The 24,214-nt window shown below is 56.0% G+C and carries 25 protein-coding genes; 8 read left to right on the top strand and 17 right to left on the bottom strand.

Going from position 1 to position 24,214, the window contains the following annotated elements; translation table 11 throughout:
- The first annotated feature begins 106 nt into the window (after positions 1 to 106).
- Both D6851_RS06560 and D6851_RS06555 read left to right on the top strand, forming a co-directional pair.
- Entirely contained in the window at positions 107 to 3,112 is a 3,006-nt protein-coding gene (locus tag D6851_RS06560; RefSeq protein WP_120324103.1) for a TonB-dependent receptor domain-containing protein, read from the top strand.
- Between the two features lie 90 nt (positions 3,113 to 3,202).
- On the top strand, positions 3,203 to 4,669 hold the full coding sequence (locus D6851_RS06555; RefSeq protein ID WP_120324102.1) for an amidohydrolase: 1,467 nt from the start codon (positions 3,203 to 3,205) through the stop codon (positions 4,667 to 4,669).
- A gap of 102 nt (positions 4,670 to 4,771) precedes the next feature.
- Here the strand turns inward: D6851_RS06555 and D6851_RS06550 are convergent, their stop codons facing one another.
- Positions 4,772 to 5,806, bottom strand: coding sequence for a FecR family protein (locus tag D6851_RS06550; RefSeq protein WP_183030012.1), 1,035 nt, complete (start codon positions 5,804 to 5,806; stop codon positions 4,772 to 4,774).
- A gap of 22 nt (positions 5,807 to 5,828) precedes the next feature.
- Positions 5,829 to 6,377 carry an RNA polymerase sigma factor gene (locus D6851_RS06545; protein WP_120324100.1) on the bottom strand — a complete coding sequence of 183 codons (549 nt, stop codon included), beginning with the start codon at positions 6,375 to 6,377 and terminating at the stop codon, positions 5,829 to 5,831.
- 164 nt (positions 6,378 to 6,541) lie between these two features.
- On the opposite strand from D6851_RS06545, the gene D6851_RS06540 reads away from it, so the two are divergent.
- The gene (locus D6851_RS06540) at positions 6,542 to 9,085 is read left to right on the top strand and encodes a TonB-dependent receptor (RefSeq protein ID WP_120324099.1); all 2,544 of its coding nucleotides are present in this window, start codon (positions 6,542 to 6,544) and stop codon (positions 9,083 to 9,085) included.
- Between the two features lie 23 nt (positions 9,086 to 9,108).
- Here D6851_RS06540 and D6851_RS06535 read toward each other — a convergent pair whose 3' ends face one another.
- Together D6851_RS06535 and hemF are read right to left on the bottom strand one after the other, a co-directional pair.
- Positions 9,109 to 11,193 (bottom strand): RelA/SpoT family protein, encoded by a 2,085-nt coding sequence (locus D6851_RS06535; protein WP_120324098.1) that lies wholly within the window; start codon positions 11,191 to 11,193, stop codon positions 9,109 to 9,111.
- Positions 11,194 to 11,285: 92 nt separating this feature from the next.
- Positions 11,286 to 12,140 carry an oxygen-dependent coproporphyrinogen oxidase gene (hemF, locus tag D6851_RS06530; protein ID WP_120324097.1) on the bottom strand — a complete coding sequence of 285 codons (855 nt, stop codon included), beginning with the start codon at positions 12,138 to 12,140 and terminating at the stop codon, positions 11,286 to 11,288.
- 47 nt (positions 12,141 to 12,187) lie between these two features.
- On the opposite strand from hemF, the gene pdeM reads away from it, so the two are divergent.
- Both pdeM and infC read left to right on the top strand, forming a co-directional pair.
- Complete coding sequence (gene pdeM / locus D6851_RS06525; RefSeq protein ID WP_120324096.1) at positions 12,188 to 12,880, top strand: ligase-associated DNA damage response endonuclease PdeM; 693 nt, start codon at positions 12,188 to 12,190, stop codon at positions 12,878 to 12,880.
- Between the two features lie 86 nt (positions 12,881 to 12,966).
- Positions 12,967 to 13,509 (top strand): translation initiation factor IF-3, encoded by a 543-nt coding sequence (gene infC, locus D6851_RS06520; protein WP_120324095.1) that lies wholly within the window; start codon positions 12,967 to 12,969, stop codon positions 13,507 to 13,509.
- Between the two features lie 148 nt (positions 13,510 to 13,657).
- On the opposite strand, the gene D6851_RS06515 is transcribed toward infC, so the two are convergent.
- The 13 genes from D6851_RS06515 to hisB form a co-directional block, all read right to left on the bottom strand.
- A complete protein-coding gene (locus tag D6851_RS06515; protein WP_120324094.1) occupies positions 13,658 to 14,191 on the bottom strand; it encodes a J domain-containing protein in 534 nt (177 codons plus the stop codon).
- A gap of 213 nt (positions 14,192 to 14,404) precedes the next feature.
- Positions 14,405 to 14,914, bottom strand: coding sequence for a peptidoglycan-associated lipoprotein Pal (gene pal, locus D6851_RS06510; protein WP_120324093.1), 510 nt, complete (start codon positions 14,912 to 14,914; stop codon positions 14,405 to 14,407).
- Positions 14,915 to 14,974: 60 nt separating this feature from the next.
- Entirely contained in the window at positions 14,975 to 16,393 is a 1,419-nt protein-coding gene (gene tolB / locus D6851_RS06505) for a Tol-Pal system beta propeller repeat protein TolB (RefSeq protein WP_120324092.1), read from the bottom strand.
- Positions 16,390 to 17,208, bottom strand: a complete 819-nt coding sequence (locus tag D6851_RS06500; protein ID WP_120324091.1) for an energy transducer TonB — start codon at positions 17,206 to 17,208, stop codon at positions 16,390 to 16,392. Before D6851_RS06500 ends, tolB begins: the two co-directional genes overlap by 4 nt.
- Before the next feature lie 9 nt (positions 17,209 to 17,217).
- Positions 17,218 to 17,670 carry an ExbD/TolR family protein gene (locus tag D6851_RS06495; protein WP_120324090.1) on the bottom strand — a complete coding sequence of 151 codons (453 nt, stop codon included), beginning with the start codon at positions 17,668 to 17,670 and terminating at the stop codon, positions 17,218 to 17,220.
- Positions 17,670 to 18,383, bottom strand: coding sequence for a protein TolQ (gene tolQ, locus D6851_RS06490; RefSeq protein ID WP_120324089.1), 714 nt, complete (start codon positions 18,381 to 18,383; stop codon positions 17,670 to 17,672). Before tolQ ends, D6851_RS06495 begins: the two co-directional genes overlap by 1 nt.
- Complete coding sequence (locus D6851_RS06485) at positions 18,380 to 18,838, bottom strand: YbgC/FadM family acyl-CoA thioesterase (protein WP_120324088.1); 459 nt, start codon at positions 18,836 to 18,838, stop codon at positions 18,380 to 18,382. Before D6851_RS06485 ends, tolQ begins: the two co-directional genes overlap by 4 nt.
- Positions 18,839 to 18,945: 107 nt before the next feature.
- Positions 18,946 to 19,323, bottom strand: a complete 378-nt coding sequence (locus D6851_RS06480) for a histidine triad nucleotide-binding protein (RefSeq protein ID WP_120324087.1) — start codon at positions 19,321 to 19,323, stop codon at positions 18,946 to 18,948.
- On the bottom strand, positions 19,323 to 19,637 hold the full coding sequence (locus tag D6851_RS06475; RefSeq protein WP_120324421.1) for a phosphoribosyl-ATP diphosphatase: 315 nt from the start codon (positions 19,635 to 19,637) through the stop codon (positions 19,323 to 19,325). The genes D6851_RS06480 and D6851_RS06475 overlap by 1 nt, the downstream gene beginning before the upstream one ends.
- Before the next feature lie 55 nt (positions 19,638 to 19,692).
- Positions 19,693 to 20,451, bottom strand: coding sequence for an imidazole glycerol phosphate synthase subunit HisF (hisF, locus tag D6851_RS06470; protein WP_120324086.1), 759 nt, complete (start codon positions 20,449 to 20,451; stop codon positions 19,693 to 19,695).
- Complete coding sequence (gene hisA / locus D6851_RS06465) at positions 20,448 to 21,176, bottom strand: 1-(5-phosphoribosyl)-5-[(5-phosphoribosylamino)methylideneamino]imidazole-4-carboxamide isomerase (RefSeq protein WP_120324085.1); 729 nt, start codon at positions 21,174 to 21,176, stop codon at positions 20,448 to 20,450. Before hisA ends, hisF begins: the two co-directional genes overlap by 4 nt.
- On the bottom strand, positions 21,173 to 21,802 hold the full coding sequence (gene hisH, locus D6851_RS06460; RefSeq protein WP_120324084.1) for an imidazole glycerol phosphate synthase subunit HisH: 630 nt from the start codon (positions 21,800 to 21,802) through the stop codon (positions 21,173 to 21,175). The genes hisA and hisH overlap by 4 nt, the downstream gene beginning before the upstream one ends.
- 8 nt (positions 21,803 to 21,810) lie before the next feature.
- Positions 21,811 to 22,404: an imidazoleglycerol-phosphate dehydratase HisB gene (gene hisB / locus D6851_RS06455; RefSeq protein ID WP_120324420.1), complete on the bottom strand. Its 594-nt coding sequence runs from the start codon at positions 22,402 to 22,404 to the stop codon at positions 21,811 to 21,813.
- 95 nt (positions 22,405 to 22,499) lie between these two features.
- Between hisB and D6851_RS06450 the strand changes: the two genes are divergently transcribed.
- From D6851_RS06450 to gmk, 3 genes are read left to right on the top strand one after another with little or no spacing between them, the layout of a single operon-like run.
- Positions 22,500 to 23,012 (top strand): SspB family protein, encoded by a 513-nt coding sequence (locus tag D6851_RS06450; protein ID WP_120324419.1) that lies wholly within the window; start codon positions 22,500 to 22,502, stop codon positions 23,010 to 23,012.
- A gap of 51 nt (positions 23,013 to 23,063) precedes the next feature.
- Positions 23,064 to 23,513 carry a hypothetical protein gene (locus tag D6851_RS06445; RefSeq protein ID WP_120324083.1) on the top strand — a complete coding sequence of 150 codons (450 nt, stop codon included), beginning with the start codon at positions 23,064 to 23,066 and terminating at the stop codon, positions 23,511 to 23,513.
- Positions 23,514 to 23,565: 52 nt separating this feature from the next.
- The gene (gmk, locus tag D6851_RS06440) at positions 23,566 to 24,213 is read left to right on the top strand and encodes a guanylate kinase (RefSeq protein WP_238473973.1); all 648 of its coding nucleotides are present in this window, start codon (positions 23,566 to 23,568) and stop codon (positions 24,211 to 24,213) included.
- Position 24,214 lies beyond the last annotated feature (1 nt).

Here is a 24,214-nt window from a genome sequence, read left to right as displayed (position 1 = left end):
CCCCATTTTTTGAAATAAAATTGAAATTTTGAAGTGAGGGGCTTTCGCTGCACTGCGTCAATTCTCGGGACTACGACATATTCCTAGCAACAAGGGGGATTTGGGAATGAATCGTTTCACCGGGTCGCGGCGCACTATGCTCTTATGCGGAAGCGCCTTTGCCACATTATTCGCACAAACAGCTCATGCACAGGTTGAAGCACCCGATACGGAAGAGCCATCGGCCAATGCTTCATCGCCGGAAATCGTCGTTACCGGCTCGCGCATTGCGCGGCCCGACTATCAGGCCAACAGCCCGATCGTATCGGTCGGTGAAGAAGCCATCGAAAATTCGGGTCAGGTAACGGTGGAACGGGCTCTGGCCCAATTGCCGCAATTCACCGGTTCTTTCGGCCAGTCCAACACACGCAGCACCAGCACCAGCCTCAATGGCGGTCAGGCTTATGCCAGTCTGCGCGGCCTCGGCTCCAAGCGCACTCTGCTGCTGCTCGACGGGCGGCGTATGCAGCCTTCCAACCCGGATGGCTCTGTCGATCTGAACATTATTCCCGAAGCCCTGATCGAAAATGTCGAGGTCATTACGGGCGGCGCATCCACCACTTACGGTTCGGACGCGACCGCCGGTGTGGTAAACTTTCGCCTTAAGCGTGACTTCAAAGGTCTGACTGTCGGCACGCAATATGGTATCAGCGATTATGGCGATGGGGACAGCTTCCGCATTAACGGTACGCTGGGCGGCAATTTCGCCGATGGCCGCGGCAATGCGGTTCTCTCGGTCGATTACACGAAGCGCTGGCGCGCGCTGGAAGGCGATCGGGATTATTACTTCTTCCGCCGCACGACACCGGGCCTCGCCACGATCCCGCAGGGCAATACGATCTTCGGTGCCAACCGCCCGACCATCGATGCTGTCAATTCGGTTTTTGCCGGTTACGGTTTCGATCCGATTTCCGGCAGCGACGGTTTCTACACCGGGCAGATCGGTTTCAATACCGATCAGACGCTCTTCACCACATCGGGCGTTCCGGTGCAGAATTTCCGCGATCCGGAAACCGATGAAGCCTATATCGTCGATAGCGGTCCCAACAGCCAGCAGATCAATTATGGCTATGCCGACGGTGCATTGCAGGCGGATCTGGAACGCTACACGGTCTTCGGCAATGTCGATTACGAACTGACCGACAGCATCCGCTCCTTCCTGCAGTTCAGCTATGTGAATTATGAAAGCGTGGCGACCGGCAACCCGACACTGGCCTCCAATGTCTATGGCTTGAGCGTTCCGGCATCGAACCCGTTCATCAGCAACGATTTCGCCAGCATTCTTGCGTCCCGTCCCGATCCGACGGGCGATTTCACCTTTTACAAGGCTTTCAATATTCTCGGGCCGCGCGTTCAGACCTACACATATGACGTCTATCAGATCACCGGCGGTTTCTCCGGCGATCTCGGTATCGGGGATCTGACCTGGGATGTGTATGGGAGCGTGAGCCGCGCCAAGTTCGAGAATGAACAGACCGGCGGTGCCAGCGATTCAGCATTGGCACGCCTGCTCTACAGTCCAACCGGAGGCACCGAATATTGCGAAGGCGGTTTCAATCCCTTCGGCAACGTCACCCCTTCGCAGGAATGTGTCGATTATATCTATCGCCGTACGCTCAATACCAATGAGCTGAAGCAGCGGATCGTCGAAGGAAGCGTGCAGGGTGGCCTGTTCGATATGCCGGCAGGTCAGGTGCGCTTCGCCATGGGTGCGGATTATCGCTATAACAGCTATAATTTCGAGCCCGATGCCCAGCTCAATCAGCCCGATGGCACCAGCGATGTGCTCGGCTTCAGCGTGCTGCGCCCGGCCGGCGGTTCGGTCGATACCACCGAATTCTTCGCCGAATTGCTGGTTCCGCTGCTGGAGGATATTCCGCTCGTTCAGCATCTCGATCTCGACCTTGGCTATCGCTATTCGGATTACAGTTCGGTCGGCGGTGTGCACACCTACAAGGCGGATGTGGACTGGCAGGCCACGGACTGGCTGCGCTTCCGGGGCGGCTATAACCGCGCCATTCGCGCGCCCAGCGTGGGCGAGCTCTACGCACCGGTATCGACCGGCAGCGTCGGGATCGGCAACCCCACCCCGACTGGCTCCGAAGGCGATCCATGCGATGTCCGCTCCTCCTATCGTCAGGGCCCGAACGGGGACGATGTGGCGGCATTGTGTCTGGCACAGGGCGTGCCGGATGCGCTGATCAATTCCTATCAGCTCGGCACCGCACAGGTTTTCGCGCTGACCGGAGGCAATCCGGATCTGCAGGAAGAAAAAGCCGATACATTCTCTTTCGGCGGGGTTATCCGTTCACCCTTCTACTCACCCATGCTGAGCGGCCTGTCGCTCTCCGTGGACTGGTACAAGATCAAGGTAAAGGATGCAGTCGGCCCGCTTTCCATCGCCCAGGGGTTCCAGTTCTGCTTCAATCAGGGCGGCAACAATCCGAATTTCGACCCCGACAATTATTACTGCTCGCTGATCGAACGCAATCCGGATAGCGGTGTCCCGCTCAACCCGGTTCAGCCACTGCTCAATCTGGGGCAGTTCTCAGTCAGCGGGATCGATGTGCAGCTCGACTGGCAGCTCGATCTCGAAGAGCTGGGTGTCGGCGCCAATAGCGGGCGGATCGATATCAACACTGCGGTGAGCTATCTCGACAGTTTCGAAATTCAGGATCTGCCAGGCGCCACCACCTATGATTATGCCGGCAGCATCGGCAAGGCGATCGAAAGCAATGCCGGATCGGCGCATCCGACGTGGAAATCGGTGACGTCGCTCACCTATTCTCTGGGCCAGGCCAGCCTGGGTCTGCGCTGGCGCTTCATCGACAGCATGAAGTCCTCCAGCCAGGTGGTGAATCCCAACAGCACCACACGCGGGGTCGAAGCCTACCACATCTTCGATCTCAATGGCCGTGTGATGCTGCCTGCCGAAACCGAAATGCGCGTGGGCATTACCAATCTGTTCAACCGCAAACCACCGCAGGTCGGGAACACGCAGGGTAACTATGATGCACAGAATTACGACGTTCTGGGCCGCTATTTCTTTGTCGGTCTGAAAAAGTCGTTCTGATCCACCCCCTCGCCCGGCGGCAACCTTGCCGCCGGGCGCTTTTTGGTGATGGTGATCCCATCACCTTTTGCATTTTCAAACGAGGCAGGAATGAAACGCATGATGCTCGCGGTGCTGGCCGCATCGACGATCCTGGCCCAGCCGGCCCATGCCGAGCTGAGCAGCGCCGACCAGAGCGAAATTCTCCAGACTGTGACGGACGATGCCAAACCCATCGAGGACACCGCACTCGCCATCTGGAACTTCGCCGAGCTGGGATATAAGGAAACCCAAAGTTCGGATCTGTTGCAGGAAAAGCTGAAACAGGCAGGTTTCTCGATCACACCCGGCATTGCCGGAGAGCCGACCGCTTTCATGGCCAGCTATAAGAACGGGGATGGCCCGGTCATCGCCCTGCTGGCAGAATATGATGCTTTACCCGGCCTTTCGCAAAAGGCCGGTGTAGGCACGCAGGAATCGCTGGGCGGCATTGCCGGCCATGGCTGCGGGCATAATCTGTTCGGCACCGCTTCCACCTATGCCGGTATCGCGGTGAAGGAATGGATGAAGGCCAATAATGTCACCGGCGAAGTCCGCGTCTACGGCACGCCTGCCGAAGAAGGCGGTTCGGGCAAGGCCTTTATGGTGCGTGACGGTTATTTCGACGATGTCGATATCGCGGTCCACTGGCATCCGGGCAACACGAACTCGGCATCGCAAGGCCCCACCCTCGCCAATATCAGCGGCAAGTTCCGCTTTCACGGCGTTTCGGCCCATGCTGCCGGTAATCCCGATAAGGGACGCTCCGCGCTCGATGGCGTGGAAGCGATGGACGATATGGTCAATATGCTGCGCGAACACATCCCTGACCGCACACGCATCCATTACGTCATCACCGATGGCGGCAAGGCCCCCAATGTCGTGCCCAATTTCGCCGAAGTCTATTATTACGTCCGCCATCAGGACCCCGAAATCGTCCGTAGCGTGATGGACTGGGTCAAGCAGGCAGCCGACGGTGCAGCCATGGGCACGCAAACCACGGTGGAATTCGAACAGACCGGCGGCGTCTATTCCATGATGCCCAATGAAACGCTGATGCATGTGATGGATCGCAATCTGCACAAGGTCGGCGGCATCACCTGGACCGAAGAGGAAAAAACTTTCGGTGCCGCCATTCAGAAGAGCTTTGGCCGTGAGGCACCCTCGCTCGATTCCGTCGGAGACGTGGAAGAGGCCGAGCTGTACGATCAGGCGATGGGCGGCTCCACAGATGTTTCGGATATTAGCTGGATCGTCCCCACAGTCGGCCTGTCCACAGCCACTTTCGTACCCGGCTCCCCCGGGCATAGCTGGCAGAATGTCGCGGCTTCGGGATCGAGCGTCGGCATCAAAGGCGCGATGGTTGCCACCAAGACGCTCGCCCTTACTACAGCCGATCTGTTTCGCAGCCCGGACGTAATCGCCAAAGCGAAAGACGAACTGAAGGAACGGGTCGGCCCCGATTTCGAATATCGGGCGCTGGTCGGCGATCGTGCCCCGCCGCTCGATTATCGCGACGCTGCTTCCAAAAGCGAATAAGCCCCTCGGGTATCGCAAAAAGGCTGGTCCGGTTCGCCGGGCCAGCCTTTTACATTCGGCTTACCGCTTTTGCGTATTCGTGAATGCCGGTGGCAGACGGGCTTATGAAGCCGCCAGCACCACTTCCTTGTCATCGCTGCGCAACACATGGGCGATGCCATAAGCGCCCAGTGCACTAACGAGCGCATCGCCGCCATCCGTCGTGAAGGTGCCGCTGAAAGGCCGGTTCTGCAATTCGGAATCGGCCAGCACGATCTTGCGGGTGGAATAGCGGTTCATTTCAGCAACGATAGAACCGAGCGGGCGCTGCTCGAAAGTCAGACGCCCTTCCAGCCAGCCGGAGAATCTCGCAGCGTTCTTATGTCTGATCGCCACCGTTTTGCCATACAGAGACAGGGTATCGCCCGGTTCGAGAATCGCATCGCCCGCCCCCGCCAGACCGAGAGCGACTTTCACCCGTCCTTTTAGCAGCGCAACATTATATGTGCCCTTGCCCTCGCGCACGGTAAAGGCCGTGCCCAGCGCTTCGACCGAGTTGCCGCCACTTTCGACAATAAACGGATGCTCGGCATCCTTCGCTACTTCGAAGAAAGCCTGCCCTTTCACCAGATGAACCAGCCGCCGCTCGCCCCATTGCGGAATCTCGACAGCACTATTCGTATCGAGTGTGAGCGTGGAACCGTCTGCGAGCGTCACAACGCGCTTCTCGCCTACGCCCGTCGCATAATGCGTGCTTTGTGCCAGCCGGGCATCCTCTCCGCTCGACAGCGGTGAAGAATGCCATGCGGCCAGACCGCCCAGCCCTACCGTCAGGGCCAGTGCAGCGGCAATCCCGTAATGCCATGGGGCCAGTCTGCGGTGCGATGCTGCATGGCGGGTTTCGCCGTCCGTCTGCGTTCTGACAGATGATGCAGCATTCTCCTGCCCGACAGGCGGCATGGATCGCGCTTCCTGAATCAGTTCTGCAATCATGGGATGATCGGCGGCCTGATCCATGGCGCTATCGGCGGAAGCAATCAGACTCCAGGCGCTTTCGTGACGAATATCGGCTTTGAGCCAGGCAGAAAAATCGCGCCGGTCGCTTTCGGAGCAATCGGGCGCATTCAGCCGGGCATACCATTCGGCAGCCTCGTTCATCTTCCTGCTGGGCCGTGAAGTATCATTCATCGTCAAGCGCTACACTCAGCTTCCGGATCGCTCTCATAATATGTTTTTCCACGGCGCTGATAGAGATTCCCATCTCCGCCGCAATATCGCCATAACTCAAATGTTCGAATCTGTGCAGTACAAAAGCCTGACGCGTACGGGTTGGCAGACAATGCAGGGCGTTCATGACATGTTGAAGAGCATCGGCACTTTCAACGATACGGTCGGGGGACATCTCATCGACCGGATGGTGCCATTCTTCAAGCGTCTCATGCCGGGCTGCCTGACGGCTGACATTTTTGCGATGCTGATCGATCATCACACTGCGCGCGACCTGAAAAATATAGCGTTCCGGATTTTCAATCGCACTGCTGGCCTCGCCACGACTTTGTATACGCAAAGCCACGGTCTGCACCATATCGTCAACCTCGGAAGCCTGCACGCGCTTGATGAAAAACCCCCGCACCGCGCGCAGATATTTTTGCAGGGTATCGCTGGCCGGCCCGTGTCGATCCCTGCTGATTGCGCCGTCTCCTGCTCTGACGGCATGACCCCTGCTCATTATGTTCCCCCCGCATATATCCAAAGAGAAAGATGCGTTGCGAAACACCGTGCTGCGTTGCCAAAGATACGTCAAGTATGCATATTGCGATCGGGTCTGCTGTGGGGGCTTGCCCGATCTGCATTTTATCCTGATCCGATATTCCGGAACTTCACTTTGCCCTGATGATGGACTGGCTGACACATCGCGCCATTTTCCGGTGCACCGGCCCGGCAGCCTGTACGGCGACTTTATTCGCTGTCAGCATTGCCGTGCCTGCCAGCGCGCAGGCCAGCATCTCCATTCCTGCAGGATCGCTCAGCGCGGCGCTTAAACATTATGCCGCACGCACCGGGCGGCAGATTCTGTTCGATCCGCTGCTGGTGCGCGGAAAACGCGTGGCGGCCATGTCAGTTTCCGAGCAGCGAGATATCGGGCTGAGGCAAATATTGCGAGGTTCGGGGCTGGAAGCCCGCATCGTCGATGATGGCGTTATCCTGATTCGTCGTGCCAGCACGCGCCAGCTATCGCGGCCCGCTTCTCAACAAAGATCCATGCCGGTCGCTCCGCCGATCCCGCAAAATATCGTCGTGACAGCGCTCAAACGCCCCAGTCTGGTGCTGGAGACGCCGGGCACCGTCAATGTCATTACCCAGGAGGAAATCACCTCACGTCATCTCACCGAATTGCGCGATCTCGCCAGGGTCAGCCCTAGTCTGGCCGTGATCGATTCACGCAATGGCGAACAGCGTATCGCCATCCGCGGGATATATGGCACCGGTGAAGCCACGGTTGGGGTATATTTCGGGGAAACACCGGTCAGTGGCCCCTCCGGCACTACGCTGGACCCCAGTGGTACAACGCCCGATATCGAACTGATCGATATGGATCGGGTAGAGTTGCTGAGTGGCCCGCAAGGCACGCTTTACGGGGCCAGCTCGATGGGCGGAACATTGCGGTTGCTGTTCCGGCAACCAGAGATGAATGACTGGGCCGCAACGCTGAGCACTGGCAGCTCGATCGCTGAAGGCGGCGATCCCGGAGGTGAAGTTTCGGCCATTCTCAACGCGCCGTTGATCGATGATAAGCTGGCCATGCGCGCCGTGGCCTATCGCAGCGTGTCGTCGAGCTTCATAGACAAGCCCGCACTCGATCTCACCAATGTCGGCAGCGTCAAACGGCATGGGGAAAGACTGATCCTCGCCTGGCAACCTGCTGCCGGGTATAAGCTGACCGCGACCGGCTTTTCCCACCGCCTGTCTCTCGATGACAGTCTGAGCTGGGAACGCGGCGGACCGCTCTATCGTAATCAGGACCTTGTCAGAACGCCCTATTCCAGCCGTCTGAAACTAGGCAATCTTACCTTTTCGGGCGAACTGGGCCCGGTCGATATGCTGGCCACGCTCTCTTATTATAAATGGAATCTGCTCCGTCAGAACGATTTTACCGCGGTTCTGGCCTCTCAGCGCGACAGTGAAGCCGGATGTGCTCGGTTTCGCGGTCTCAGCTCCGGCGATTCATGCTCGGCCTCCGATCTGCGCAACTATGGACGTTTCGTCGATTCGCGCCTGCTCGGCATGCTGTATCAACCCATGGGTGTCCGCAGTACGAATGGGGAAATCCGCTTTCAATCCTCCGGCGGGTTCGCATCGGGCTGGAGTTTGGGCGCTTTTTTCGAGGATCGGTCGGACAATGCCGACAGCTATACGGTGCGCGCTGAAAGTGACACGGGAAAGCCCGTCCGCCCGCTCGACATCACAGGCCTGCGTTTTATTCAGACCCGGCTGGAACAGCGGGCTGTTTTCGGGGAATATCGTCTGGCCCTGAGCGACCGGTGGACATTCACGGCCGGGCTGCGGCGCTTTTCCTACAAGCGCGAAGCCAGCGGCCATGTCGAGGTTCCAAATATCATTACCGGGACGGGCGAAATTGCAGAAGGCGAATTTTCAACCCATGAGAACGGCACTTCGGCAAAATTCGAACTGAGCTACACTCCGCACAGCGATCTGCTCGTCTATGTCCGGGCCAGTGAAGGTTTTCGCCCCGGCGGCGTCAACATCACTCCCGGCCTCACTGCGCAGGAACAGATCTATAATTCCGACAGGCTCTGGAGCTATGAAGCCGGGGCGAAATTCCAGACTGCCAATGGCAGCGATATCGAGGCATCGATCTATCACGTCGATTGGCAGGATATGATCTATTATACAGGAAGCCCCAATGGCGCTTTCTATTATAATGCCAATGTCGGTAGCGTGAATGTCAACGGCTTTGAGGCCCGCTTCAATCTGCTTCTGGCCCCGTTATGGTCGGTTTATGGCCGCCTTAGCTATACCGATGCAAGGCTGGCCAATTCGGGCGCTCTGGCTCTCGGGGCGCAACCGGGGGATCGTCTGCCTGACATAACCCCTTTCAGCTATTCTTTCGGAACCGCCTGGAAAACCACGATAACTTCAGATATTATCGCTTTTTTCCAGCTCAACAGCAACGGTATCAGCGGCACGCAATCGCGCTTCAACAGCAGCTTCCGGTATTATGACAGGCTGAACAGCCATATCCTGTTCGATGCCTCAGCCAGCCTGGACTATCAAAACTGGACTATCGCCTTGAATATAGAGAATATTTTCGGGGCTGTCGGGGCAACGCGGATCAATTCCGGCCCTTCCTTCACCGGGCAGATCTATGGCAGCAAGCCCCGTTCCTACAGCCTGCAGCTCACACGCCAGTTCTGAGCCAATATACTCCTGAAAAACCGCTAGATTCTCTCTGCTTCAGCCACAGCATCGCTGGCCCGAATGGCACTAATAATCCGTGTCAGATGAGCCAGATCCTGCACTTCCAGATCGACATCGTAAGTATGGAAAGGCCCATCTCTTTCCGACATTTCCAGATTCATGACATTGGCATGATTCTTGGCAAAAATTCCGGCCATATCTGCCAGAGTTCCCGGCCGGTTATAAAGAACGATCCGCAACCGGCCGACGGCACCTTGCGAACGCTCTCCCCAGGACAGGTCCAGCCAGTCGGCATCGGCCTGTTGCGCCAGTTCAAGACAGTCGATCGTGTGAACTTCCACCCCCTGCCCATGATGCCGCAACCCTACGATCCGGTCGCCCGGAACAGGGTGGCAGCAATCAGCCAGCTTATACCCCATTCCCGGTGTCAGGCCTTTGATAGAAATAGTTTTTTCCTGTCGAGGCGGTTCCGGAAGATCGGCAGTGCTGCCCGGAACGAGCGCTTCCATAACCGCACGATCCGTCAATTTGGCGGAGCCCATCGCAAACATCAGCTCGCGCTCATCGTCCAGTTCAAGCCGTTCCAGAGCGGCAGAAATAGCTTTCTTACCGATTTTAGTCGGCAGCCTTTCGCAAATATCGTCGAACAGCATCTGGCCGATCGCGGTAACTTCCTGCCGCTCCTTTTGCCTGACAGCACGGCGAATGGCCGCCCGCGCCTTACCTGTCACCACGAAGCCGAGCCAGGACAGTTGCGGTTCTGTATTGGCGCCTTTGATAACCTCTACCACATCGCCATTATTGAGCGGCGTCCGCAATGGCATGTGGCGACCATTGATCTTGGCACCCACCGCATGAGCGCCGAGATCGGTATGCACCGCAAAAGCGAAATCAATCGGGGTTGCCCCCTTGGGAAGCTGGAAAAGCGCGCCTTTGGGGGTAAAAGCGAAAATCCGGTCCTGATAGATTGCAAGTTTGGTGTGCTCGAGCAGTTCCTCAGCATCCTGACTGGCATCGATAATCTCGATCAGATCGCGCAGCCAGCCAACCTGACCGTCAGGGCTCTTTCCTCCCTGCTTATAAGCCCAGTGAGCGGCCAGCCCGAACTCGTTCAGGCGGTGCATTTCGTGTGTGCGGATCTGAACTTCTACCCGCATAGACCCGGCATAGATCAAAGTCGTATGAAGGCTGCGATAGCCATTGGCTTTAGGAGTCGAAATGTAATCCTTGAAGCGCCCTGGCACCATTTGCCAGTTACTGTGCAGAACACCCAGAGCCCGATAACAATCTTCAATGCTATCCGTAAGCACGCGGAATGCCATTATATCGGTGACCTGCTCGAAATTTACATGACGCTCGGCCATTTTCTTCCAGATCGAATAAGGATGTTTTTCACGCCCTTTCACTTCGACCCGGATGTCACTTTCCGCCAGCGCCTGTTTGATCTTCAGAGCGATTTCATCGACCTGACCGCCCGCCTGACTACGAATCTGTTCCAGCCTTCCGGTGATCGTCGCATAGGCTTCCGGTTCAAGTTGCTCGAAGGCGAGCAACTGCATTTCGCGCATATATTCATACATGCCCACGCGCTGAGCGAGCGGAGCATAGATATCCATCGTCTCGCGAGCGATGCGGCGCCGTTTTTCCGGCTTTTTAATAAAATGCAGCGTACGCATATTATGCAGCCGGTCCGCCAGCTTCACCAGCAACACACGCAGATCTTCACTCATCGCGAGGAGAAATTTGCGCAGATTCTCGGCGGCCCGCTCATTTTCAGGCATTTGCTCGATTTTTGAAAGTTTGGTCACCCCATCAACGAGCCGCGCGACATCCGGGCCGAAATTTTTCTCGATATCTTCGATCGTCGCCAGCGTATCTTCCACTGTATCGTGGAGTAGCGCTGTAATGATCGTTTCCTGATCGAGTTTCAAATCGGTCATCAATCCTGCCACTTCGACAGGATGACTGAAATAGGGGTCACCGCTGGCTCGCTTTTGCGAACCATGCTTCTGCACCGTGTAAACATAGGCACGGTTCAACAGCGCCTCATCGGCATCCGGGTCGTATTCCTTGACCCTCTCTACAAGTTCATATTGGCGCAGCATCTCATGCCAATGATTTGGGGATTTATGAAGCTTTAGCAATGACAAAGCGACGTTAAAAGGGCGTAACTTCCGGATTCAGGAAAGCTGCGCGATCAGGACCAACTGACATCCGGAGGCAGGCTCATCAGTATAGCATCGATATTCCCGCCAGTTTTGAGGCCGAACAGTGTTCCGCGATCATAGACCAGATTGAATTCTACATAGCGCCCGCGCCATTCACGTTGCCGATGTTTTTCTGCTTCGGTGAAAGGCATATTCATACGGCGTCTGACAAGCTGCGGGAAAATATCGAGAAACGTCGAACCGACATCCTGTGTGAACGCAAAGTTCCGTTCCCAGCCAGCCTCGTTTTCACATTCCAGATGGTCATAGAAAATGCCCCCGACCCCTCGGGCTACATTGCGGTGGGGAATAAAGAAATAATCATCCGCCCATTGCTTGAAGCGGTCGTAATAAGTGGGGTTATGTTTGGCGCAGGCCGCCCGGAACGCCGCGTGGAAAGTTTCTGTATCCTCTTGATAGGGAATCGGTGGATTGAGATCGGCCCCGCCACCGAACCAGGCTTTGCCGGTTGTGAGAAAACGCGTGTTCATGTGAACCGCTGGAACATGCGGATTGGCCATATGTGCAACGAGACTTATCCCGGTTGCAGTAAAACTCGGATCATCCTGTGCCCCATGTATCGTCCGGGCAAATTCCGGTGCGAACGTGCCTGAAACGGTCGAGACATTCACACCGACCTTTTCGAACACCTTGCCTTTCATCACGCCGCGCACTCCCCCGCCACCATCAGAGCCGTCTTCCGTGTCACGATTCCAAGGGATGTATTCGAATTGCGCAGAATCCCCGGCTTCGGATTCGATTGCTTCGAACTCGGCACAAATGCTGTCACGCAACGTTTCAAACCATTCGCGAGCGCGGGTTGTATAAGGTGTCCAGTCGATCATCGTTTTGCTGGCTTGCCATTTACGCGCGCCTACGGCAAGAGAATGCAATGGTTCCCGTTTCGTTCTCTGGTGAGGAATTGGTGATGACCAGCAGCAATGCGCTGTACTGGCCGCGTGAAGCGGCTTTGCTGGTTGCCGATCTGCATCTCGAAAAAGCCAGCTTTTATGCTCGCCACGGCCAAATGCTGCCACCTTATGACAGCCGTGAAACACTCTCTCGCCTCGCTCTGGCTATTCGGGAAACAGGGGCGAGACGTGTATATAGTCTGGGAGACAATTTTCACGATAATGACGGGCCGCAAAGACTCGAACCCTATGCGTCAGGTATGATGGCAGCTCTGATCCGCATAGTCGACTGGGTCTGGATCACCGGCAATCACGATTCGGCCCTTATCGCCGATATGGGCGGCTCAATCGCCGACGAGCTCGATATTTCCGGGCTAATTCTCAGACATGAAGCACGAAAAGGCGAAACCAGATCTGAAATTTCAGGCCATTTTCACCCGCGCATTCAGCTCTCTTTACGCCAACGTCATATTCGTCGCCCTTGTGCCGTCATAGCACGCATGGAGCATGGTACGGACCGCATGATTCTCCCCGCTTTTGGGGCACTTACAGGCGGAATGAACGCTGCCGATCCAGCTATTCGCGAAGCCCTCAGCCCCGCCAGAGAGATCGAAGCCCTCGTTACAGCCCAGGACCAACTGTTGCACTTTCCCCTCTGGCGAACGGCTGCATAGCCGCACAAATACGGAACCCCTTTTACAATTGAACGATTGCTCTTAAATATCAGGCTGCAACCGAAGTAATTACAGGAGACCACACAATAGCTCGTCCACCCCGGCGCTCATTAACGCCCCCAACCAAAAGCGGGCCGCGCTACGACCGTTTCATTCAAGTCGACAAAGTTCGCGTCATCGATGGCGATGGCGAGAATCTCGGCGTCATGTACACGCGCGAAGCCATCGAACAAGCGGCTGACGCAGGCCTCAATTTGGTGGAAGTATCCCCCAATGCGGACCCGCCTGTCTGCAAATTCCTTGATGTCGGCAAATATCGCTACGAAGCACAGAAAAAAGCCAATGCTGCACGCAAGACGCAGAAGACCCAGGATATTAAAGAGGTCAAGATGCGTCCCAATATCGACACGCATGATTATGACGTGAAGATGCGTAATGTTTTCAAGTTCATCGATAATGGTGACAAGGTAAAGGTTACTTTGCGCTTTCGCGGTCGTGAAATGGCGCATCAACAGCTTGGCATGGACCTCCTTCGCCGCGTACAGGAAGAAGCTTCCGAAGTGGCTAAAGTCGAAGCGTTTCCACGCCTTGAAGGCCGCCAGATGCTCATGGTGCTCGCACCAAAGTAGAGTCTGGACATCTATTGTGAAATGGCAGAACTCCGCTCGGGAACGGGCGGAGTTTTCGTTATTTCAAAAAAGCATTCGACATCTCTATCAAACGAAGACCAGTCATAATCGCTTAGTTCATACAGTGAGATTAAGGCTATGTGGGTGGTTAACCCTTCCACACACGGCGTTCTTCGGCCTGCCGGAGCACGTCATATGCAACCTGATAGGCCTGAAACTGTTTAGCAGCTTCCTGGTCTCCCGGTTTGACATCGGGATGCACTTCCTTGGCACGGTTTCGCCACGCTTTCTTCACAGTATCGAAATCGGCATCAGGCTCCAGCCCCAGGACGTCCAGCGCCCGTAATTCGTCTTGACTGCGACTGCCATCACCCGAACCGGCCCACCCGTAATGAGCGGATTCGGCATAGCCCGCATTTTCGTTCGCCTCGGCCTTAGCCCGCTGCTTGGCTTCTTCCTCTTCAAGTCCAGCGAAATAATCCCATTTCGAATTATATTCCGCAGCATGCTTCTGGCAGAAATACCATTTCTCAGGGCTATTGGGGGCTTTGGGTGCTGGGCAATCGCCTGGCTCCTCACAACCATGCCGGTCACACAAACGCACATTGGCCGCTTCACGAGAAGCACCATATCCTCTCCAGCGCGGGAAACCCCAATCATTGGATCGGCGCGCGCGGACCATAAAACAAACTCCTAAATCTCTTAGTATCTTTTGAGGCAGATCAGGCCCCGGGAAAGCTGTATATTTGTACTTTACTATGGGGGCTATGCTGTCGCCGTGCAACGCCCTTCCAGATGATCTGCCCTGCCAGACAAAAAGCGGGCGCCCCGAATAACGGACCGCCCGCTTTACTGATCCCTCCAAGGAGGAATATGACGTCGTGAGTAATTCCCGTCAGTTAACGACGATGGTCACAGCTCGACGGTTTTTGGCCCAAGCTTCAGGGTTTGATCCCATAGCCACAGGGCGTTCCTTACCGTAACTGATGGTCGACAAACGCGAAGCCGGCACACCAAGGCTCACTAGATAGTTCTTGGCCGCGTTAGCCCGACGTTCACCCAAGGCGAGGTTATAATCACGCGTCCCGCGTTCGTCGCAATGGCCCTCAACTGTGGCGCTAATATTGGGATATTGCATCAGATACTGCGCCTGCTTGCGCAGAGCTGCCATATCTTCACCGTCAATGTCATATTTGTCAGTATCGAAATAAATGACATCCTGCCCCATCATTGCCTGATGGAAATGTTGCTGCGATCCGGGAACAGGACCGGTTGGCGTCGGCGTAGGCGCCGGAGCCGGGGTAGTTTCAGTAGGAGCCGGGGGAAGCGACTCCGGTGCTTTCTTGGAACAGCCAGCCAGTGCAATCGCACTGGCCACAGTCATACACGTGACGACATACTTCATGCCTTCCTCCTTTCAGGCATCAACACAGCCGGGCACGCCCGGTTATTCACACTAACGCACTTATGGCAAAACCGGTCCCCAAGCGGGATCGGATGCCCCCACGGGCGTCGGCAGACGCCGTTCATTGCGACCGGTCAGGTCGACCTGCCACAAAGACGTTTCGCCCGAATTGGGCTGAGTCCTGAAAAATTGAATGATGCGGCCATTGGGCGACCATGTGGGCGCCTCGTCCTGCCAGCTATTGGTCAAATAGCGCATCCCTCCACCTGATGGATTCATCACGGCAATACGCAGATTGCCCGCAATATGGGTGAAAGCGATCAAATCACCGCGAGGGCTCCATTCCGGTGTAGCCGACGCACCGCCAAAAAAGCTGATCCGCCGTTGATTGGTGCCGTCCGCGTTCATCACATAGATTTGCTGTTTGCCCGACCGATCACTCTCAAAAACGATCTTCGATCCGTCAGGCGAATAAGAACCGCCGACATCAATGGCTGGATTATCGGTTAGGCGCACGCTCGGGCCACCCGAAACCGATACACGATAAATATCCGTGTTCCCGCCCGAAGCCATCGAATAGAGAATATACTTTCCGTCCGGTGACCAGCGGGGGGCGAAAGTGGCATTCTTGCTTTCAGTCACCAAATGCTGTTTGCCGGTACCCACGTCGTAAATATAGATCCGCGGATTGCCGTTCATATAGCTGAGATAGACGATTTTCTGGTAATCGGGCGAATAACGCGGCGTCAGCGCAGTAGACTGACCGTTGGTAATAAAACGGTGATTGGCTCCGTCCGAATCCATAATCGCCAGACGCTTCACCCTCTTACCTTTGGGGCCTGTTTCAGCGATATAGGCAATCTTGCTGTCGAAGAAGGGATCTTCCCCAGACAGACGCGAATAAACCATGTCTGCGCATTTATGGGCTGCACGGCGCCAGTCGGATGGTTTGACAACCCAACCGCCCTTAGCAAGCTGATCCTCAAGCGCCACGTCGTAGAGATAACAGCCTACCGTCAGTTCATCATCTGCAGCAGCGCGAACATAACCGTGCACCAGCATATCGACCGAACGCCCGGTCCATACCGACCATGCCGGCGACGTAATCTGGCCATATTCCGGACGTGGCAACACATCCGGGCCAACTGGCCGGAACAGACCATTATTTTTAAGATCAGCCGTGATCACCCGTGCCAGTTCCAGCCCAAGCGCGGCCGTTCCATCCGAATTGGCTGGCGTCGGTACATTACGGTCCGTTGCAAAAGCGGGGATCGCAACGCCGAGATCCTGCCAGTCATTATCGTCAGACACGACAATCGATAGACCGCCTTCATTGCTCTGAGCCGGCTCTGTTGTGTCAGGCGTGATAGGAGCCTGAGCGACAGATTGCTCGGGTGACGCCTGGGGCGACGATGTCTGCGCCATGGCGGGTGTCGCCAGCAGCGCCAGAGACAGGGCAGCGGAAATGCGAAGAATCATTGCGACAACCTTCTGTCAAATTGAGATGTGACGACTTTCCAGCCATCATAGAAACGTTCGGGCAAATCGAAAGGGGCCGCAAGCCGTACAGCACGAATAGCCTGTTCGGCATGCCGTGCTTTTTGGGCTTGATTACTGGGAGTTACGCCCGACTGGCGAACAACTTCGGGGGTGCCTGCCAGGCTACCATCCCGATTAAGGCGGAAACGAAGAACGGTGACCAGCAACTCCGCATCGGCCCCCTGAGGTGCAGACCAATGCGGTTTAAGCTGACGCGTAATGGCTGAGGCGAGCGAGGCCTGCACTCGCGGCCCGATTTCCGCTGCTGGCGTGCCGCTATCCGAACCGCTATCACTGGCGCTTGCACCATCGAGAAAGTCGTTGCCAATGCGGCTGCCACTGCTTTTAGCCTTGCTCGGCGCTTCCTGCTTTTTGGGCGCTGGTTTCGGCTCCGGTTTTGGTTTTGGTTTGGGAGAAGGAGCGGGTGCCGGGCGGCGAACCGGCTCGGGTTCTGGGCGCGGTTGGGGCGTTGGCAGCACATCTTCCCGCGCCTCGGGTTCGGGTTGCGGCACAGGCTCGGGATCATCCGACAAAGTGGGCGCCACAGCAGCACGCGGATCGCTCGCCGGATCGGGCGCCGTGTCGGCCAGACCGACCTCATCCGCCAGACTCACCGTCATACGATCGGGCCGATTGAATGTCGGCAGCGGACGATTATCCAGCAAAATGAATGTTGCGAACAGCGCAAGATGCGCAGCAATAGCGATCCCGAGGCCGACACGTTCTTCTTTTTTCAGTTGGGCAAGAGCAGCCATAATAACGCGCTATGGGGACGTGTCTGAACTGTTGGTGACCAGCGAAATGCTGTTGAAACCGGCATTGTTGAGTTCGCCCATCACCGCCATGACACGGGCATATTCCAAACTACGATCAGCCCGGAGAGTAACCAGCGGCTTTTCCCCGGCAGATGGCGCAACAGTAGCCAGCCGTTCACCAAAAGCACCGACAGGCACGGCTTCATCGTCAATGTAGATATAGCCGGACGCATCGATCGAAACGGTAATCTGGTCACGCTCCTGTTCAAGCGCCTCTGCCCGGCTGTCAGGCAGATCGACAGGCACACCTGCCGTCATAAGCGGCGCTGTAACCATAAAAATGATAAGCAGAACCAGCATCACGTCCACCAGCGGTGTGACATTGATTTCCGCCATAGGCGTTCGGCGTGCCCCACGCCCCCTTCGCGATGGCCTGCCCGAAGACATAGCTCCCATGGCCATCAGGCGGCCTCCAGCTCGCGACTGATCTGGGCATGAACCCTGTCGGCGAAGCGTTGCAAACGCGCTTCAAATCCGTTCACGCGATGGCTGAACCGGTTATACGCAATCACCGCAGGAATCGCGGCAAACAGGCCTATAGCGGTGGCAAACAGAGCTTCAGAAATACCCGGAGCGACAATAGCCAACGAACTGTTCTGTTGCGAACCGATCTGAAAAAAGCTGTTCATGATGCCCCAAACGGTTCCAAAAAGACCTACAAAGGGCGCCACCGCGCCCGTCGTGGCAAGAAAGTTTAGCCGATCTGCCAGACGATCCGCCTCAATCGCGACTTGGCCTTCCATCGCCAGAGCCACACGCTGACGTATACCTTCGCGATCCAGTGGGCTACTCTTCTCACTGGTCGATTTGCGCAATTCATTCAGGCCAGCAGAGGCAACGCGTGCGGAAGGATTATCCCGTTTACGTTTGCCTACCAGTAATTGTTCAGGGCTTTCACTGTCCCAGAACTCTTCTTCAAAATGTCCGCTCCGACGCTTTACCGAAGAAATACGCATCGAGAAGCTGACGATGATCGTCCAGCACCAGACACTTGCCAGCAACAAACCCGCCATCACAAGTTTAACGACAATATCGGCATCCAGAAAAAGCTGAATCGGGTCCAGTCGGGTGGGAACGGAGAGGGTCGATGCAGAAAGGAACGAAAGGGCGGTCATTCAGGGTTTCCCTGGGTAATTATCATTTTAAAAGCTGCGCGCCAGCTGTCGGGCTGACGACGGGGGCGACCATCGGGGGCGACGAAACCTACACGCACTGTTGCGTCACAAAGAAGACAATCCTTCCTGAACGCACGCTGGACCAAACGCACACTTGCCCCGCGCAGTTCCACAACATCGCTTTGTATAAGAACAGCATCGTCCAGCCTGGCAGGTGAGCGATAGCGTAAGGCCAGTTCGGAAACAGCATAAGCGCCGTCTCCCGCCTCAATCGCCGCTCGCTGGTCAATATCGAGCAGGCGCAGCATATCGGACCGGGCCCGTTCAAACCAACGCAGATAATTCGCGTGATAGACGATCCCGGAAAGGTCGGTATCTTCGTAATAGACTCGAACCGGGAACAGATGGCTGTCCCCTTCGAATCGTCCGCTGGGAGGTTCCGGTATACTAATCATCCGGCGACGTCGCTTAGCGGGTAGATGAGTCTTTCGGCAAGCGCGTTCGACAGGATGGCATACTAAAGCGATAAATCGTTCAGCGTATACCGCTCGATCGGCATCCGTCAGGCCGAAATCATTCGGCCCAGCGGCTTCCCGCCAAACAGATGAATATGAAAATGCGGCACTTCCTGCCCGCCATTTTCACCGACATTGGCCAGCAGGCGGTAGCCCGGTTCGACCAGATCATGGTCTCGCGCGATCTTACCCACTGCACGGACAAACCCGGCGATTTCTTCCGAACTTGCACTGGCACTGAAATCGTTCCAGCTGACATAACGGCCTTTCGGAATCACCAGAATATGCAGTGGTGCCTGCGGAGCAATGTCATGAAAGGCATAGGCCCATTCATCCTCATAGACCTTTTTAGAGGGAATCTCGCCGCGGAGGATTTTGGCGAAAATATTTTCGTCATCATACGGCTTATTCGCATCAATGGCCATTACGCGCTCCTGGAAGCTTTCTCGACAATTCCGGACGTGCCTTCGCGTCGCTCCAGTTCAGACATGACATCAGAAAGAGTTACATCTCGAGCACCGAGCAGCACGAGCAAATGGAACAGAATATCGGCAGCTTCGCCGATCAGTTCATCCCGTTCACCAGACAGCGCGGCAACCACGGTTTCCACCGCTTCTTCGCCCAATTTCCGCGCCATGACAGGAAGGCCACGTTCATGAAGCTTGGCCACATAGCTCGTTTCGGGTGAAGCGGAGCGCCTTTCGGCAATGATCTCTTCCAGGCGATTCAGCATATCCATATGCCAGCCATGAAAGCAAAGCGCGCGATTGGTCAAGCGAAGAGAGCCTGAGGCATCAACCCCGAGCCGATATTCCCGCAGCTCGCAAGGCTTCATGCGCTTCCGCAATCGAATAGGTACCGAAATGAAAGATCGAAGCGGCCAGCACTGCACTGGCATGGCCCTGTTTCACACCATCCACCAGATGCTGGAGATTGCCGACACCCCCGCTGGCGACCACCGGTACGCCGACATTGTCCGCGATAGCGCGGGTCAGTTGCAGATCATAACCCTGCTGCGTGCCATCGCCATCCATCGATGTGACAAGCAATTCGCCTGCGCCAAGGGCCGCCAGTTTTCTGGCATGCTCAATAGCATCAATCCCGGTGGCGCGACGGCCGCCATGCGTAAAGATTTCCCAGCCCTCACCCGAACGACGCGCATCGACAGAAGCGACCACGCACTGGCTGCCCATGCGTTCAGCGATGTCCTTTACCACTTCAGGCCGGGAAACGGCTGCTGAATTAACCGCTACCTTATCGGCACCAGCCAGCAACAAAGCACGCGCATCTTCCACCGAACGTACGCCGCCTCCGACAGTCAGAGGCATAAAGCACACTTTCGCAGTCCGCTGAACGATATCCAGCAACGTGCCACGCCCCTCATGGCTTGCCGAAATGTCCAGAAAACACAATTCGTCGGCACCGGCCCTGTCATAAGCCTGCGCCTGCTCAACCGGATCGCCGGCATCTTTCAGATCGACAAAGTTGACACCCTTCACCACGCGGCCTTCGGCCACATCGAGACACGGAATGACACGAACCCTGACCGTCATACGCGTCCTGCCATCTGAAGAGCCGCTGCCAGATCGAGCCTGCCATCGTACAAGGCCCGCCCGGTAATCACGCCTTCAATTCCATCTTTCTCATGCAAAGCAAGCAGGCGAATATCGTCGAGACCCTTCACTCCGCCACTGGCAATTACAGGCATATCGGTCTGCCGCGCCAGTTCGACAGTCGCATCAATATTGCAACCTTTGAGCAATCCGTCTCGACCAATATCCGTGAAAAGTACGCTGGCCACACCTGCATCTTCGAAACGGCGCGCCAGATCGGCAACCGGCACATCAGATACTTTGGCCCAGCCTTCGGTTGCCACCATGCCATCTCTTGCATCAACGGCTACGACGACGCCGTTTTCCCATTCACGCGCCATATCTTTGACAAATTGCGGGTCAGTAAGTGCAGCACTGCCGATCACGATACGGCTGACACCGAGATTGAACCAGCCTGCAACCGCTTCGGGAGAGCGAATGCCTCCCCCCAGTTGCACATGCCCGGGAAAGCGCGCCACGATCGCTTCTACCGCCGCACGATTGCGACTCTCACCGGCGAAAGCTCCGTCAAGATCCACAACATGAAGGTGCTTCGCCCCTTCATCGGCGAAAATCTGCGCCTGTTCTGCGGGATCATCACCATACACCGTGGCGCGATCCATATCGCCTTCAGCGAGACGAACTACCTGTCCGCCCTTCAGATCAATGGCGGGAAAAACAATCATGGCATCCACTCCAGAAAACGGGCCAGCAAAGACAGGCCAAAAGCCTGACTCTTCTCGGGATGGAATTGCACACCGAGCATATTATCGCGTGCAACAGCCGCCACCAGACCACCGCCATGGTCTGTCATGGCAGCAATATCGCGGCCGCTTTCCGGCTCGAAATGATAGGAATGAAGGAAATAAGCTTCACCGCCCTCTAACAATTCCGCCCCATCGTGATGCCGCATGGGGGACACATCGTTCCATCCCATATGCGGCACTTTAATCGCTGGATCAGTCCGCTCAATCGCGACAACATCACCGGCAATCCAGTCGAGTCCTGGCGTGGTGCCGTGCTCCAGACCGCGCGTTGCCATCAATTGCATGCCGACACAAATGCCGAGAAAGGGAATGCCATCCCTGACAACACGGTCGGTCAGAGCTTCTTCCATTCCGTCAATCGCGCGCAACCCTTCGGCACAGGCCTTGAAGGACCCGACACCCGGCAGCACAATCCGCTGCGCTCCACGCACCAGATCGGGATCGGACGTAACGGCGACACGCTCCGCTCCGGCAGCCAGCAAGGCATTATTGACCGAATGGAGATTTCCGGCCCCGTAATCGATCAGAGCAAGTGCTTCAGCCATATACTTCCTCAGCCTCCAAGCTGCCCCTTGGTAGAAGGAATCATCCCTTCCTTGCGCGGATCGGGTTCAACCGCTGTGCGCATCGCGCGAGCAAACCCTTTATAGATTGCCTCGCAGATATGATGATTGTTCTGGCCGTATATCTGTTCGATATGCAGCGTAATCCCGGCTGTCTGTGCAACCGAATGAAACCAGTGCTCGATCAGCTCGGTATCGAGTTCACCCAGCTTCTCCTGCGTAAAATGCGCATTCCAAACAAGATAAGGTCGTCCGGAAATATCCAGCGCCACACGCGCCAGCGTTTCATCCATCGGCGAATAGGCCGTGCCATATCGTCCGATACCGGCCTTATCTCCCAGGGCCTGCGTAATTGCCTGCCCCAATGCCAGGGCACTATCCTCGGTGGTATGATGCTGATCCACATGAAGATCACCATCAACTTTGAGTGTGACATCAATCAGCGAATGTCGGGAGAATTGCTCGATCATATGATCGAGGAAGCCTATACCGGTGGAAACATCATATGCTCCGGTTCCGTCGAGATCGATCTCGACGAGAATATCGGTTTCACTGGTCGTGCGGGCTATTCTGGCAGTACGCATAATGCCGCGTATAGGACGCGTGCTGTGGGAATCAATCATTCACAGCATCTGTTTTACGCTTGACCACTTCGCCCGGCATCGCCACTCATGCGCCCATGAATGATGCAACGCCTGACAGCCTGATCCCCTATGACGAGATCGTGCAGGAAGCCCTGCGCGCCGTAGTTGGCCGTGTTCTGGGAGAAGTCCAGAAAAACGGAAGCCAGCTTCCCGGCAATCATCATTTCTATATAACGTTTAAGACCGGGGCCCCCGGCGTCTCGATTCCACGTCATCTTCAAGAACGTTTTCCTGATGAAATGACAATCGTTCTGCAGAACAAATTCTGGGATTTACTGGTCGATGAAGAAGGCTTTTCTGTAGGCCTCAGCTTCAATCAGATCCCCTCTACACTCAACATACCTTTTTCCGCCATCACGGCTTTTGTCGATCCGGCCGTGGATTTTGGCCTGCAATTTCAAGCAGAAATCGCAGAAGATGAACCTGAACCGCATGACGATGCGGAAAATGACGGATCGCAGGGCGCTACGGAACAGGCTGACCGTCCGGACGTTTCTTCAGAAGACGGCTCCAATGTCGTCTCGGTCGATTTTGGCCGGAAGAAATAGAGCGGGCGGGCCTCATTCATCGGGAGCCCTTACGCAACGGGGGCATGCGACATGAAAAGATCGTCGGTTTCACGCATCAAGGCCAAAAGCAAAGCCGAACTCAAGAAGCGCCGGAAACGCATGGGTTTGCGCAAGCGACTAGCGATGGATACTGATAGAGACGCGCCCGTTTCCGGACTAAGCCCTAATCCGGCAACCAATCTCATGATTGCTGACATCGCCACCCGCGCCGCTTCGCGGATTTTCCGCCGTGGCGTTGAGAAGAACCTTCTACGCAAGCATTACACCAAAGCAGAACGTCAGGCGATTCTGGATGAGCGATCGCTTGGTGAAACCCTAACTTCGGTCATCGTAGCGCGAATCGCCACAAAATCGCTGCCAGGTGCCATGATTGTCGGTGGCGGGCTGGCCGCCAAAGCATTGGTTGATCGCTCCCTCAGTCGGCGACAGGCACGGCGCAGGGGCGACCAGCAATTGCTGGGTAAAAAGACAAAGCGCTGAATTCCTGCCCTTGGGGCTTGATTTTCTCCCCCTCCCTGCGCCAACAGCGCACATGGCCCAGACAGAATATCATCATCGCAGAGGTTTGATGCTGATCCTTTCCTCCCCGTCGGGTGCAGGAAAAACAACGATCGCGCGCAAACTACTGGAATCGCATCACAATCTGCAAATGTCGGTTTCCGCCACAACCCGCCCGATCCGCCCCGGCGAAATAAATGGCCGCGATTATCATTTCGTCGATCGACCGACTTTCGACACTATGGTTCATGACAATGCCTTCCTCGAATATGCAGAGGTTTTCGGCAATTGTTATGGCACTCCGCGCGCGCATATTATGGAAGGGCTCGATGCGGGGTGCGATTATCTCTTCGATATAGATTGGCAGGGTGCACAGCAGCTCTACCAGCGAGCCGGGGCCGATGTAGTCCGGGTTTTTCTGCTGCCGCCGGGGATCGATGTGCTCGAGAACCGTTTGCGATCCCGCGGTACGGATAGTGAAGAGATTATTTCCGGGCGTATGGACCGCGCCCGAGCCGAAATCAGTCATTGGGACGGTTATGATTATGTCGTCATCAATGACGATATCGAACGCTGTTTCGAGAAAGTGCGCACTATTCTCGATGCCGAAAGAATGCGCCGTTCACGCCAGACCGGGCTGGTCGATTTCGTGCGTGGCCTAACCGCTCCAGATGCAGTCTGAC

The sequence above is a fragment of the Altericroceibacterium spongiae genome (assembly GCF_003610805.1).
GTDB classification, from domain to species: Bacteria; Pseudomonadota; Alphaproteobacteria; order Sphingomonadales; family Sphingomonadaceae; genus Altericroceibacterium; species Altericroceibacterium spongiae.
Note: the sequence above shows the minus strand (reverse complement) of the source record. Positions and strands in the feature narration are given on the sequence as shown.